We start from the raw sequence: 14,155 nt of genomic DNA, 5'->3' as shown, positions 1-14,155 counted from the left end.
CAATTGGCTTCTTAAACAGCCTTATTATTTTACGACTTCAACACTCCGCTGTCTTCAAACGGCCATGCCGGCAGGGTTTTGTTCAGCGGTTTGTCCGTGCGGTAGCCGAGGACGTATTCCGCCTGCATGATGGTATGGATTTCGCGTGTGCCTTCATAAATGACCGGGGCTTTCGAGTTTCGCAAGTAGCGTTCAACCGGATATTCACTCGAGTAACCGTAGGCGCCGTGAATTTGGACGGCATCGTTGGCGGCTTCGTTGGCGAAATCGCAAGCCTGCCATTTGGCGAGGGATGTTTCCCGTGTGTTCCGCTTGCCCTGGTTTTTCAGCTCGCCGGCGCGGAAGACGAGGAGGCGGCTCATTTGGTATCCGGCTTCCATTTTCGCGATCATTTGCTGGACAAGCTGGTGTTTCCCAATTTCACGGCCGAACGTTTTCCGTTCATGGCAGTATTTGACGCTCGCTTCAAGGCACGCCATGATCAAGCCGCACGCACCGGCAGCCACGGTGAAGCGCCCGTTATCTAACGCCGACATCGCAATTTTAAAACCTTCCCCTTCTTCGCCAAGGAGATTTTCTTTCGGCACTTTCACGTTATCGAAGAACAATTCCCCTGTATTGCCGGCGCGGATACCGAGTTTGCCATTGATCGCTTTGGAAGAGAAGCCGGGCATCGTACGTTCAACGATAAAGGCGGAAATGCCGTGATGCTTTTTCGATTTGTCCGTGTAGGCAAATACAATGAAATGGTCCGCTACGTCGCAGAGGGAGATCCACGTTTTCTGTCCATTTAAAATATAATGATCCCCTTCTTTCACGGCAGTGGTGCCAATACCGGCCACATCCGAACCTGCACCCGGTTCCGTCAGACCAAATGCGCCGATTTTTTCACCTTTTGCCTGCGGGACCAAATATTTCTGCTTCTGTTCTTCCGTTCCCCACTGCAAAAGTGTTAGGCTGTTTAAGCCGGTATGCACGCTGACCGCGGTCCGGAAGGCGGTGTCCCCTCGTTCCAGTTCCTCGCACACAATCGCGAGGGAGTTGTAATCCATGCCGCTCCCGCCGTATGCTTCCGGGATGCAGACGCCCATCAAGCCAAGATCTGCCAATTTTTTCAATAAGCTTGTTTCAAAATGGAGGTTTTCATCCCATTCCCGGATATAGGGCATAATCTCTTTGTCTACAAAATTTCTCACTGTTTTCCTTAAAAGCTCCTGTTCTTCCGTCAGTTCAAAATTCATTGTTCAAGCCTCCTAAATCACTTGTTTTTGTTGGTATTGGGCAATTTCCTCCGATGAATAGCCGAGTTCACGCAAAATTTCTTCGGTATGTTCCCCCGGAATCGGCGGATGTTTTTCATAGCGGACCGGGGTTTGTGAAAGTTTTAAAGGGCTGCCGACAAGTTTGATCTCCCCGGCAACAGGGTGGTCCAGTTGAATAAACATTTCCCTTACCTTCAGCTGCGGATCCGCCGCGACCGCCTGCAAATTTTGGATCGGCCCGCACGGAATTTTTTGCTTTTCGCAAGCTTTTTGCCAGTAAGCGGACGGTTTTGTTTGAAAAACTTTTTCCAGGATCGGGATCAGTGTTTTACGGTTTTCAACCCGCTTCGGATTTGTGGAAAATTTTTCATCAGCTGCGAGCTGCGGCAGGCCAAGGATTTGGCAAAGCTCTCTGAACTGGCGGTCGTTTCCCACGGCGATCGCGATCTCCCCGTCGCTTGTTTGGAAAGTTTGATAGGGGACGATATTCGGATGCCGGTTGCCAAGCCGCTCCGGGATGTTGCCGGACATAAGGAAATTGCCCGCAATATTCACGAGTGCGCTTACCGCTGAGTCGTAAAGCGATAGGTCCATTTTTTGCCCCTTCCCGGTGTGTTCCCTTGCCAAAAGGGCTGCCTGGATGCCGATGCAGGCGTACAGACCGGTTAAAACATCCGTGATGGCGACCCCGGTTTTGAGCGGAGGGCCAAAACGCTCGCCGGTAATGCTCATCAGCCCGCTCATCGCCTGGATGATAAAATCATAGCCTGGCAAATCTTTGTACGGACCGGTTTCCCCGAATCCCGTGATCGAACAGTAGATGAGCTGCGGATTCAGCGCGCCCAGTGTTTCATAGCCAAGCCCGAGCCGCTCCATTGTGCCGGTTTTAAAATTATGGATGACCACATCGCATTTTTTGGCCAACCTAAGGATGATTTCTTTCCCTTTTTCACTTTTTAAATTCACGGTCATGCTTTTTTTATTTCGGTTGGCACAAAGATAGTAAGCGCTTACGTTTTGCTGGAACGGCGGCCCCCAGCCCCGCGTTTCGTCACTTCCTCCCGGTGCTTCTACTTTGATGACCTCTGCACCTAGATCGCCGAGGATCATCGTGCAGAAAGGTCCGGCGAGCACTCTTGTCAAATCTAGGACTTTGATGCCTGATAATGCGGATGGCAAGCGATCACCTCCTTTCTTGATAGGTTCGATGTCTGCGAAATTCGCCTGCAGACAAAGCCTTTTGAGAATAGAAAAAGCCAATAATTTCCATTCCTTGTGCAACCATTGCAGGAATAAAAATTACTGGCTTTTTTCTGCCGGACGCTTTGTCTTGCGTGATAAGCAGGCAGAATAAACAGCGTTATTTTCAGCGTAATCATCCACGCGCTGGCTTTGTTTGCGTATCCCGGCATGGAACTTCGCACAAAGCTTGGCGGGTGGTTTGTATTTTTTATGATAAACAACTGAAAAAGATTTGTAAATAGTTTTTTAAACATTTTTTATATTTTATCTATCCACTTCATTTTTTTTGACCCCGCTTTTACGTGATGCTACATTAGAGGATATTAGACTGTTTTTCAGGAGGGGTTAAAATGGATGGGAGCAATAAACAAATCCGTTTGGCAAGACGGCCGGTCGGGACGCCAACTTTAGAAGACTTTTCTTTTACAGAAGCACCGATCGGTACGCCAGGTGAAGGGGAAGTGCTGATCCGGAATGTGTATATTTCAGTCGATCCTTATTTAAGGGGCAGAATGGAGGATGTCAAATCGTATATCCCGCCGTTTCAATTGAACGATGTCATCATAAGCGGGGTGATCGGCCAGGTGGTAGAGTCGAAATCCGCCCATTTTGCCAAAGGGGATATTGTGATTGGGATGCTCGGCTGGGAAGAATATTCCGTTGCCCATGAAAAAACGCTCCGAAAATTGGATCCTGCGCTCGCGCCGGTTACCGCAAATCTCGGGATTATCGGGATGACAGGTTTAACCGCTTATTTTGGCCTGTTGGATATTGGACAGCCGAAAGAAGGTGAAACGGTCGTTGTTTCGGGTGCTGCGGGCGCGGTTGGTTCGACTGTCGGCCAAATCGCGAAAATTAAAGGGGCGCGTGTCGTTGGCATTGCCGGATCCGAAGAGAAGTGCAGCTACCTTATCAATGAATTGGGATTTGATGCGGCGATTAACTATAAGACCGAAGAGGTTGGAAAGGTGCTGGAAAAAGCATGCCCGGATGGAATTGACGTTTATTTTGACAATGTCGGCGGGGAAATTTCCGATGCGGTCTTCCCACTGTTAAATAAATTTGCGCGCATTCCGGTTTGTGGTGCGATTTCAGCTTACAATAAAACGGAAGCGGATATCGGGCCGCGCGTGCAAACGTATTTAATTAAAACAAGTGCGTTCATGAAAGGTTTTACTGTAGGAGATTACAGTTCCCGGTTTAAAGAAGGCGGTGCCCAGCTTGCTGCATGGTTAAATGAAGGGAAATTGAAATACGAAGAAACCATTAAGGAAGGATTTGATTCGATTATTGAGGCTTTTCTGGATCTGTTTAAAGGAAAAAATCTGGGGAAACAGCTTGTGAAAATCAGCGAGTTTGAGTAAAAATTCCAGGCGCAGCCGATACATTGATGGCACCCATAAGTGGAGATCCCTCCATTTATAGGTGCTTTTTTCTTAACAAAACATCAAAATATATTAATCTCCCTATTTTCTCTATCTGCCCTTACGTTTAATTAAGGTATATTGCGCGCCTTTACCGCGTACGCTTATTCCTTCATCATATAAACCGTTGCACTTGTTTTTGATTCATATTCGTATTTTCACAGTATCATCATCCAAAGATATATGCCATGTCTCCTCTAAGCTGTTTTGATGCTTTTAATAATGCCCCCTTCCACGGCCTCATTCATCTAATAACACATTATTTCAAAGACCGTTTTCACGGATCTTCCTCTCTCTTAACTCTGCTTAATTGAGAAACGATATATTTAAAATATTAGGTAGCATGCAACGGATACTCATATTAGGTGCCAAAAATGGATACATGTAAGTCTGAATTTTTTCGGATGAGAGATGCAGCCTGCATTTCTTAGAAAACTCTCCATTGCGTACAACCGGCAATTCGGGTATGATAAGTACACGATGAAGTACACAAGTCTTTTGGGTAAAGGGGAATGCCAATGGGCCGGCTATGGAAAAACAGGTTTGTCCGGATGGTGTTTGTTTCCGCATTGTTTTTGCAAGTGGGAATTTGGGTGCGGAATTTCGCCGTCCTTTTGTTTGTGACGGAAAAAACAAATGGAGATGCGCTGGCGGTATCCATGATATCCGTTGCGGAATTCCTGCCGATTTTTATTTTTAGTTTTATTGGAGGGACTTTTGCAGATCGCTGGCAGCCGAAGAAGACAATGGTTTGGTGCGATTTGCTGAGTGCGGTGTCTATTTTTGCCGTAATCGGCGCACTGATTTTCGGCTCGTGGCAAGCTGTCTTTTTCGCAACGCTTATCTCATCCATTTTATCACAGTTTTCGCAGCCGTCCGGGATGAAGCTGTTTAAAATACATTTAGAGGAAAATATGATTCAGCAGGCGATGGCCGTTTATCAGACCATTTTTGCCGTATTCATGATTTTAGGCCCTGTGATTGGAACGTTCGCCTATCAGAAGTTCGGGATCAATATTTCCATTTTTATTACCGGGATCGCCTTTCTGCTTTCCGCCGCTTCTTTATCGTTTATTCCGCGTGACCGCGCTTCAGAAAAAGAAGCGGAGAAAACAACTCATCTTTGGCAGGAGATGAAAAGCGGTATCCGCTATGTGCTGTCGAAAAGGGAACTGAAGCTGCTTGGCCTTGGTTTTCTGGCTGCCGGGCTTGGTGTCGGTTTTATTCAGCCAATGAATATTTTCCTCGTGACCGATCGCTTGGGCCTGCCGAAAGAAAATTTGCAGTGGCTCGTAATGGTCAACGGAGTCGGCATGATCACAGGCGGGGCCTTTTCAATGGCTTTTTCAAAATCCACGCCGCCGCAAAAAATGCTTTTAACTGGGATGCTTGCAAATGCTGTAGGGCTTGCGGTGATCGGCGCGTCGACTTCCCTCTGGCTGACGCTTACTGCGGAATTGCTCGCAGGCTTCTTCATGCCATGCATCCAAATCGGCATCAACACGATGATCCTGCAAAATACGGAAGCGGACTTCATCGGCAGGGTCAACGGCACATTGAGCCCGTTATTTACCGGCTCCATGGTGATTACGATGAGCTTGGCCGGCCTTTTAAAGGAACTGCTGTCAATTACCGCTGTATTTGAACTGGCCGCCCTGTTTTTTATCATCGGCCTGTTCTTTGTTTTCCCGATGCTGAAAACAGCGGCTCCGGAAAATGCGAAATCAATAGGGGACTAATTAAAATCCATGCTGGGGGCATGGGTTTTTGATATAGGAAGACTAATCCTAGTGAATCACGGCTTTTATTACAATGGTCACAAGTGTCCAAAACATAAGATTAAGTAATAACCCGTTAAAAAATTCCATAAGTGTTTCCTAAATTGATCATTATGTTTATCTTACCCCTTTATTGCTTCCTTAAAATAGTAAATAAGGTTGATTTCGATAGGTGGTTGACCAATTAATTATGTTAAAATGATAGGGATGACAGCGCTTTTACGGAGGGAATCTTTATGAAAACATACCACATCGCCGTCATTCCCGGGGATGGGATTGGAAAAGAGGTTGTACCTGCTGCGGTCAAGGTGTTGCACACGGCGGCGGAACTGCATGGCGGGATCAAATTTGAGTTTACCGAGTTCCCGTGGAGTTGCGATTTTTACATCGAACACGGAAAGATGATGCCGGATGACGGGCTTGAAATTTTAAAAGATTACGAGGCCGTTTTTCTCGGGGCAGTCGGCAATCCGCGGCTGGTGGAGGATCATGTGTCGTTGTGGGGGCTGCTGCTAAAAATCCGGCGCGGGTTTGAGCAGGTGCTCAACATCCGGCCGGCAAAGTATTTCAAAGGGTTAAACTCGCCGCTTGCCGATCCGAAAAATTTTGATTTTGTCGTTGTACGGGAAAACAGCGAGGGCGAGTACAGCGAAGTCGGCGGCAGGATTCATAAAGGCGAAGATGAAATCGCGATTCAAAACGCCATTTTTACGAGAAAAGGTACCGAGCGGGCGATGCGCTATGCTTTTGAGCTTGCGCAAAAACGCAACCGGCGTCTGACAAGCGCAACGAAATCAAACGGCATTTTCCACACCATGCCGTTTTGGGATGAAGTGTTTAACGAATTGAAAGCGGATTATCCCGATGTCGCCGTAAACAGTACGCATATTGATGCCCTGTCCGCGTTTCTTGTGATTAAGCCGGAATTGTTTGATGTGATTGTCGCAAGCAATTTGTTCGGTGATATTTTAACAGACATCGGTGGTGCGATCATGGGTAGTATCGGTATTGCCCCGTCAGCAAATATTAATCTGAACGGAAAATACCCATCGATGTTTGAACCGGTCCACGGCTCGGCGCCGGACATCGCCGGAAAGGGCATCGCCAACCCGATCGGGCAGATTTGGACGGCAAAGATGATGCTCGACCATTTCGGCGAAACAGAACTGGGTGGAAAAATATTGGAGGCTGTCGAATGGGTGATTGCAAAAGGCATTAAGACGCCGGACATCGGCGGGACGGCTACAACGGCTGAAGTAACGGAAGCGGTCTGCGGGAGGATTTTGGAGAAGTGAGCGTGGTTATCTTGTCGGATCAGGATGTATTTTAATAGGGGAGAGCTTCCCTTTTTCTTATAGTAGGAAAAGAGATATGATTTTATCTGGTTCAAAGATCTGGAGTCAAAGAGAATAAGAGCACTTGCCGAGATTAAATGGATTATTTCTGTTGTTTAACAAAACTCAATACAAGGATAGATCTAGTATGAAATGGCCGGAATAAGGGCAGGTATCCGAATTTTGTTAAGTTAATAGCATTATCATCAATGATGGGGAACGGGGCAAGAAATCATTGAAGGAGTAGCACTCAATGGGACAATGACAGAAAAAGATACGACAAATGAATTGCTGAAATCTAAAGGGGATAAGTTTATATACAGCACCTCCCATGAAAAAATTATTCTTACATTCGAAAAGGTATTGGACTTAAATAAAGAAATATGTTAAAGAGGACTACTTAACATGTTGAAACATTGCAGTCCTCTTTTTTATTTTCATATCTTCATATCCCAAATGATGTTTTTATATATTCAGTAAAATGAAAACGCTCTATAGTTTGAACCGATAAGGTACCAGAAAAATAAGGGGGATAGACTGATGGGGAAAATGTTAAATTCTGTGGATGCTGTAATAACGGTTCTGGTTGTGATGGCGGGCGCATGGTTCTCCAATTCCGGTGATTCCTATGCGAAATCTAATAAGGAAACGCTGAAAGAGACTTTTATCAAAGGGGCAGTTATTTCTACATTAAAAGCAATTGAAGACCACGGCGGCAAATATTATGACTATGGAAAGCAGGAAGATTGCTGAAGATCTTAAAGAAACACGGGGTGAATTATATCCGCCTCAGACTGTGGTATAACCCTGTGCAGGCTAACGGTTACAATGATTTGTCCAATACGATCGCAGTTGCAAAAAGGGAAAAGACAAGGGGATTTAAGTTTTTGCTTCGATATCCATTACTCTGACTTTTGGGCTGATCCGGGAAAACAGAGCAAGCCGGCAGCCTGGAAAAACTTGAATTTTGACCAATTAACTGCTGCGGTTCGTGATTATACGAGCAAAGTAGTAGGGCATTGAAAGAAGCCGGTGCTGCACCGGATATGGTTCAAATTGGAAATGAAATAACAAGCGGAATCCTCTGGCCGGATGGCAAGACATGGGGAGAAGGATCGGGCGATTTTGACAAACTTGCAGTATTGTTAAAAGCAGGTGTCCAAGGTGTTTATGACCAGATTGACCCGAAATATGTTAAAATCATGATGCATATTGATGGCGGGGGAGACAACAGCAAATCGCGTTGGTTTTTTGATCAACTCGCGGCTAGGGGAGTGCCGTTTGACGTCATTGGGCTTTCCTATTACCCGTATTGGAATGGTGCACTTGCCGATTTGCAAAACAATATGAACGATATCAGCCAAAGATACAATAAAGACGTCGTCATCGCGGAAACAGCTTATGCCTACACTTTGCAGGAGGCGGACAATGAGCCGAATGTGTTTATTGCAAGTGATGCCGTTGAAGGTTGTGATGTGTCTGTGCAGGGCCAGGCAAAATTCCTGAAAGACTTAATGAAAACTATTTATAGTGTTCCGGACGAGCGCGGGTTGGGCTTCTTTTATTGGGAACCGGCCTGGATACCGGTTCCTGGTGCCGGGTGGATTTCCGGCGGCGGAGACGGATGGGAGAATCAAGCCTTATTTGATTTTAATGGCAATGCGCTGCCGTCTTTGAACGTATTTAAGGAAAACCGGCCAATTATTGTAAAACGTAATTAATGTAGATTCGTTTCCGGGGTTGCTGCAAAAGCGGCAGCCCTTTTTCTATGTATGAATATAAGAATATCAAAAAAATAGCCAAGTTTAATATTTTTATATTTTTTTGGTTGATTATTATATTCAAATGAATATGAAAACGTTTTATAATCGATGTGTAGCGAAGAGAGCCCCATCGGCTGCAGCAGTTATTTTGTTTAAGGTTTTTATATTTTTAAAAAGAATAGGAGGAAATGATGGTGAAGAAATCGATCGCAATTTTAGCCAGTTTCATGTGCATCCTTGTGTTGGCGCTTTCAGGATGCGGCAGCAGTAGTTCAAGCGGCGGCAAAAATACTACCATTACGATTTGGGCAACGAACATTAACGTCCCGCTGCTGAAAAAAGCGGCTGCAACGTATAAGAAAGACCATCCGAATTTTAATGTTAAAGTTGTAGAAATGGCAAATGATGACATCCGTTCAAAATTTACCACCGGACTGCAGGCGCAGGGGCAGGGGCTTCCGGATGCGGCACTTTTGGTAGATGACGGCATTAACGGTTACCTTGAAAAATTTCCGAACGCTTTCGTGAACATTTCAAGTAAAGGATTTGAGAAAAAGTACGCGAAGGATTTTCCAAAATATAAACTGGACAGTGTAACCTATAAAGGCGACCTTTATGCGCTTCCTTTTGATGCGGGTCCGGTCGGTTTGTTCTACCGTCAGGATATTTTTGAAAAAGCCGGCGTGGATCCAAACAGCATTAAAACTTGGGACGATTATATTGAAGCCGGTAAAACAATCAAGGCAAAAACGGGCGTGGACATGCTCAGCTATGACAACACAGATATTACCGTATACACAATTTTATTGAGCCAGCAAGGGTTGGGATATTTTGACAAAAACGGGAATGCCAATTTAGGGACATCGGAATCGATCAAGGCTGCCCAGCTTTTGCAGGATATGGCAAACAATAAAATTTTGTTAGGCGCATCCGGCTGGAACGCGTGGGTATCTTCGCTGCAGAACAGCAAGACTGCAACAGCGATTGCCGGTGCATGGCTGGTTGGAACATTGGAACAGCAAATGCCGAAGTTGTCCGGAAAATGGAGAGTCATGAATCTGCCTGCCTTTGAAGAAGGCGGAAGCCGATCAGCGAACCAGGGCGGAAGTTCCTTCGTCATCTCGAAATCAAGCAAAAATATCGATGCTACTTATAATTTCCTGAAATATTTCACAACCAATTACAACGCGCAGGAATTAGCAATGAAGGGCGGCTTATTCCCGAGCTATCTGCCGGTTTATAAATCAAGCTTATTCACACAGCCTGAAAAATATTTTGGCAACCAAAAAGTATGGACGTTCTTCTCTGGTGAAATGAAGAAAATTCCTTCCGTATTATATACGGCTAATGATGCTGTAGGACGGGACGAAGCCATTAACATGCAGGCGGAAATTGTCAGAGGCAAAGATGTGAAAACGTCTGTAAATGCCGCGAAGAAACGTGTTGAAAACCACGTGCAGTAAACGGAAACCGATAGCAGATAACGAGAAGTTCTTGTTATCTGCTGTTTCTTAGTGAGGTGGGTAAATTGAGCAGAAGTAAAATGATTCCGTATTGGTTTGTCGCCCCGGCAGTTATATTGTTTTTATGTTTTACGATATACCCGATTATTTCCTCCCTGCTTCTCAGCTTTCAAAAAATGGATGGAGGGAGATATGTTTTTGCCGGTTTTGCAAACTATATCAGATTATTCCATGATTCTGTATTTTTAAAGGCATTGTATAACACGTTTATTATTCTAATTATCCAAGTGCCGATTATGTTAATTTTGGCTTTAATCCTCGCTTCGGCTCTAAACAGCCAGCTGCTTAAACTGCGCGGATTTTTCAGGGTTGGATTTTTTATGCCGGCTGTCACATCGCTTGTTGCGTATTCCATTTTGTTTTCGATATTGCTGCAGGACAGCGGTTTGATTAACGACTTTCTTGGTTTATTCGGAATCCATAAGATCCCTTGGTTAACAGATCCGTTTTGGGCAAAGGTATCCATTATTCTCGCTTTGACGTGGAGATGGACAGGCTATAACATGGTCATTTATCTTGCGGCTATGCAAAATATTCCGGAAGAACTTTACGAAGCAGCTTCACTTGATGGAGCCGGCAGGATTAGAAAATTTTTCAATATTACCGTGCCGCAGTTAAAGCCGGTTATTTTATTTACAGCCATCATCTCAACGATCTCAACGCTTCAATTGTTTGATGAACCTTACAACTTGACAAAAGGCGGCCCGGCGAACGGCACGATGACACTTGGGTTGTATATTTACCAGAACGGGTTCAAATATTTTGATTTCGGATATGCTTCGGCAATTGCCTATGTGGTCGTAATTATTGTAGGCATTTTGTCGTACATTCAGATGAAAGTGACAGGAGATGATTGACGATGCCGACCAGCAGAATACGCAGGATCAGAGATACGATTGGTTTATATGTCCCTTTGATTATTGCGCTCTTTATATCAATTTTTCCTTTCTATTGGATGTTAGTGGGTGCAACGAATAATACAAGTAAAATGTTTACCAATCCGCCGACATTATCGTTCGGGAACCGGTTAATGGAAAATCTTCATAACTTGAATGATTCAATCGGGATTTACCGTGTGTTGTTCAACTCATTGTTTGTTTCCCTGATGTTTGTTTTGTTGTCTTTAACCGTTTGTACACTTGCTGCTTACGCGTTATCGAAATTCAGGTTCAAGGGCGACAAGATCATCTTTACCGTGCTGATGCTTTCGATGATGATTCCTTATCAGGCTACATTAATCCCCTTATTCAGGATGCTGGGCTCACTGCATCTATTAAACACGTACTTTGCGCTGATTGTGCCGCAGCTTTGCTATCCGTTTGCGATCTTTTTAATGCGGCAAAATTTCCTTGCTTTTCCGGATGCGCTGATTGAATCGGCACGGATTGACGGTGCGGGAGAATTGAGGATTTTTTTTCGGATCGTGCTACCTTCCATGAAACCGGCACTGGCTGCCACTGCCATCTATCTATTCATGATGCAGTGGAATAACTTCATGTGGCCGCTCGTTGCTACGACCTCCAGTGATATGTATACATTCCCAGTTGCTTTGTCGAGTTTAATCGGTATATCCATTATCGATTACGGCCAAGTGATGATGGGCATTACCATTGCCACTATTCCAATCATAATTTTCTTTTTAGTTCTTCAAAAGCAATTCATTTCGGGAATGCTTGGAAGTGCTGTCAAGTAGTAAACACAAATTTTTAAGGAGAACACGCATATGAACAATCGATATTCCACCGTCCGCAAAAAAGTGAAAGGTTTCTTGCACGGCGGTGATTACAACCCTGAACAATGGCTCGATTATCCGGAAATCCTCTCGGAAGATTTCCGCCTGATGCAATTGGCCCATTGCAATACGTTTTCTCTTAATATTTTCGGTTGGAGTGCGATTGAGCCTGAAGAAGGAAAATACAATTTTGGCTGGCTGGATGACATCATGGACAGGCTCGCTGCACAGGGGGCACACGTGATTCTTGCCACACCGAGCGGGGCAAGGCCGGCGTGGCTGGCACAAAAATATCCAGAGGTGCTCCGCGTGGGCCCGGATAGGAAACGGAATTTATTTGGCAAGCGCCACAACCATTGCTATACATCGCCCGTTTACCGGGAAAAGACCCGGAACATCAATCGGCTGCTTGCTGAGAGATATAAAGATCATCCGGCGCTTATCATGTGGCATGTCTCCAATGAGTACGGCGGAGAATGCCACTGTGACCTTTGCCAGGAAGCGTTCCGGAATTGGCTGAAAAAGAAATATCAAAGTTTGGAACGGCTGAACCATGAATGGTGGACCGCTTTTTGGAGTCACACTTTTACGGACTGGTCACAAATCCAATCTCCGGCTCCGCAGGGCGAAAATGCCATCCATGCACAAAACTTGGATTGGAAACGTTTTGTGACGGACCAGACAATCGATTTTTATTTGAACGAAATTGCGCCACTGAGGGAAGTCACACCGGATATACCGGTTACAACAAACTTTATGGGGGACTATCCTCATATGGGCCCTTACCTTGGCCTTGATTACCATAAGTTTGCAAAAGAAGTGGATGTTGTCTCCTGGGATGCTTATCCGGCTTGGCACATTCCAATGCAGGCAACGGCGGAGTTGGCTGCGGATGTAGGGTTTATGCATGACCTGTACCGTTCAATGAAAAAAGACCAGCCGTTTCTCGTGATGGAAAATACGCCGAGCCTTGTGAATTGGCATCAAGTGAATAAAATAAAAAAACCGGGCATACATATGCTGTCTTCCTTGCAGTCCATTGCCCACGGCGCGGATTCTAATTTGTATTTCCAATGGCGGAAAAGCCGGGGGGGACCGGAGAAATTCCACGGCGCCGTTGTCAGCCATGCCGGTCATGAACATACACGTGTGTTTCAAGAAGTAGCAGATGTTGGTAAAGCTTTGGAGGAAATTTCAGAAATTTCCGGGACAACGATCCAGTCAGAAGCGGCTGTAATCTATGACTGGGAAAACCAGTGGGCCATTGATGATGCACAGGCTTTGAAACTGGGTCGTAAAGATTATATCCAACTTTGCCAGGAACATTATCAATCGTTACGAAAACAAGGCATTTCTGTAGATGTGATATCACCGGAAAAACATTTGGATGATTACAAACTTATTATTGCCCCGATGTTGTACATGGTCAGGGCAGGCACGGCAGAACGGCTGGAGTCTTTTGTGAAAAAAGGCGGTACCCTGGTGATGACCTATTGGAGCGGAATGGTCAATGAAAATGATCTCTGCTTCTTGGGCGGAAGTCCTGGACCGTTGCGGAATTTATTGGGAATTTGGTCGGAAGAAATCGATTCCTTATATGATGAAGAGAAAAATACAATTATAATGAATAAAAACGGTTACTTTCCGCTGAAGGGTAAGTATGAAGTCAAAGATTATTGTGAAATCATTCACCCGGAAACAGCCCATGTACTGGCTGAATATGAAAACGATTTTTACAAAGGCGGAGCGGCTTTGACGGTAAAACGATTAAAACATGGCGAAGCCTATTATATGGCTGCCCATTTTGAGCAGAAATGCCTTGATGATTTTTACCGGATATTAATCGAAAAATTGCAGCTGCAAAAAGTGCTGAATGTTGAACTTCCGGATGGCGTAAGTGTTTCAAAGAGAACGGGTAAAAATCACGAATATATTTTTATAATGAATTTTAATGAAGCAGAAGTAAAGATGGGATTGCCAGCCGGATTTGATGGCGTTGAAATGTTGTCCGGCAACCGGATGAAGAACGAATTTGTTTTGAAGCCATATGGGGTTTCGGTCATTAAAATAGAGAAGTAGAATGGCAGGTGAGCAGGA

Annotated in this window: 10 protein-coding genes and 1 pseudogene; 9 read left to right on the top strand and 2 right to left on the bottom strand. The window is 45.0% G+C overall.

From position 1 onward, the window contains the following. Positions 1 to 29: 29 nt before the first annotated feature. Both GBH70_RS08765 and GBH70_RS08760 read right to left on the bottom strand, forming a co-directional pair. Positions 30 to 1,241, bottom strand: coding sequence for an acyl-CoA dehydrogenase family protein (locus tag GBH70_RS08765; protein WP_151680682.1), 1,212 nt, complete (start codon positions 1,239 to 1,241; stop codon positions 30 to 32). A gap of 12 nt (positions 1,242 to 1,253) precedes the next feature. Next, the gene (locus tag GBH70_RS08760; protein ID WP_151680681.1) at positions 1,254 to 2,441 is read right to left on the bottom strand and encodes a CaiB/BaiF CoA transferase family protein; all 1,188 of its coding nucleotides are present in this window, start codon (positions 2,439 to 2,441) and stop codon (positions 1,254 to 1,256) included. Positions 2,442 to 2,854: 413 nt separating this feature from the next. On the opposite strand from GBH70_RS08760, the gene GBH70_RS08755 reads away from it, so the two are divergent. From GBH70_RS08755 to GBH70_RS08700, 9 genes and pseudogenes are all read left to right on the top strand, one after another. Then, the gene (locus GBH70_RS08755) at positions 2,855 to 3,868 is read left to right on the top strand and encodes an NADP-dependent oxidoreductase (RefSeq protein ID WP_151680680.1); all 1,014 of its coding nucleotides are present in this window, start codon (positions 2,855 to 2,857) and stop codon (positions 3,866 to 3,868) included. A 578-nt stretch (positions 3,869 to 4,446) separates the two neighbouring features. Further along, positions 4,447 to 5,667 (top strand): MFS transporter, encoded by a 1,221-nt coding sequence (locus GBH70_RS08750; RefSeq protein ID WP_151680679.1) that lies wholly within the window; start codon positions 4,447 to 4,449, stop codon positions 5,665 to 5,667. A 275-nt stretch (positions 5,668 to 5,942) separates the two neighbouring features. After that, positions 5,943 to 7,001, top strand: coding sequence for a tartrate dehydrogenase (locus GBH70_RS08745; protein WP_151680678.1), 1,059 nt, complete (start codon positions 5,943 to 5,945; stop codon positions 6,999 to 7,001). 579 nt (positions 7,002 to 7,580) lie between these two features. After that, positions 7,581 to 7,793 carry a hypothetical protein gene (locus GBH70_RS08735; protein ID WP_151680677.1) on the top strand — a complete coding sequence of 71 codons (213 nt, stop codon included), beginning with the start codon at positions 7,581 to 7,583 and terminating at the stop codon, positions 7,791 to 7,793. A 20-nt stretch (positions 7,794 to 7,813) separates the two neighbouring features. Continuing rightward, positions 7,814 to 8,761 (top strand): annotated as a pseudogene (locus GBH70_RS08720) (glycoside hydrolase family 53 protein). 236 nt (positions 8,762 to 8,997) lie between these two features. Then, positions 8,998 to 10,266, top strand: a complete 1,269-nt coding sequence (locus GBH70_RS08715) for an ABC transporter substrate-binding protein (protein ID WP_253693663.1) — start codon at positions 8,998 to 9,000, stop codon at positions 10,264 to 10,266. 65 nt (positions 10,267 to 10,331) lie between these two features. Next, positions 10,332 to 11,183 carry a carbohydrate ABC transporter permease gene (locus tag GBH70_RS08710; RefSeq protein ID WP_151680672.1) on the top strand — a complete coding sequence of 284 codons (852 nt, stop codon included), beginning with the start codon at positions 10,332 to 10,334 and terminating at the stop codon, positions 11,181 to 11,183. A 2-nt stretch (positions 11,184 to 11,185) separates the two neighbouring features. Then, positions 11,186 to 12,019, top strand: coding sequence for a carbohydrate ABC transporter permease (locus GBH70_RS08705; RefSeq protein WP_061086913.1), 834 nt, complete (start codon positions 11,186 to 11,188; stop codon positions 12,017 to 12,019). A gap of 30 nt (positions 12,020 to 12,049) precedes the next feature. Next, on the top strand, positions 12,050 to 14,137 hold the full coding sequence (locus tag GBH70_RS08700; RefSeq protein ID WP_151680671.1) for a beta-galactosidase: 2,088 nt from the start codon (positions 12,050 to 12,052) through the stop codon (positions 14,135 to 14,137). The last annotated feature ends 18 nt before the right edge of the window (positions 14,138 to 14,155 follow it).

It is taken from the genome of Weizmannia acidilactici (assembly GCF_008974225.1).
GTDB lineage: Bacteria > Bacillota > Bacilli > Bacillales > Bacillaceae_C > Weizmannia > Weizmannia acidilactici.
This window is presented reverse-complemented; position numbering and strand designations above follow the sequence as displayed.

Excerpts from the sequence above, each read along its gene's own strand:
- GBH70_RS08700 (WP_151680671.1), top strand. The coding sequence starts at position 12,050 with ATGAACAATCGATATTCCACCGTCCGCAAAAAAGTGAAAGGTTTCTTG.
- GBH70_RS08705 (WP_061086913.1), top strand. The coding sequence starts at position 11,186 with ATGCCGACCAGCAGAATACGCAGGATCAGAGATACGATTGGTTTATAT.
- GBH70_RS08735 (WP_151680677.1), top strand. The coding sequence starts at position 7,581 with ATGGGGAAAATGTTAAATTCTGTGGATGCTGTAATAACGGTTCTGGTT.
- GBH70_RS08745 (WP_151680678.1), top strand. The coding sequence starts at position 5,943 with ATGAAAACATACCACATCGCCGTCATTCCCGGGGATGGGATTGGAAAA.
- GBH70_RS08750 (WP_151680679.1), top strand. The coding sequence starts at position 4,447 with ATGGGCCGGCTATGGAAAAACAGGTTTGTCCGGATGGTGTTTGTTTCC.
- GBH70_RS08765 (WP_151680682.1), bottom strand. The coding sequence starts at position 1,241 with ATGAATTTTGAACTGACGGAAGAACAGGAGCTTTTAAGGAAAACAGTG.
- GBH70_RS08755 (WP_151680680.1), top strand. The coding sequence starts at position 2,855 with ATGGATGGGAGCAATAAACAAATCCGTTTGGCAAGACGGCCGGTCGGG.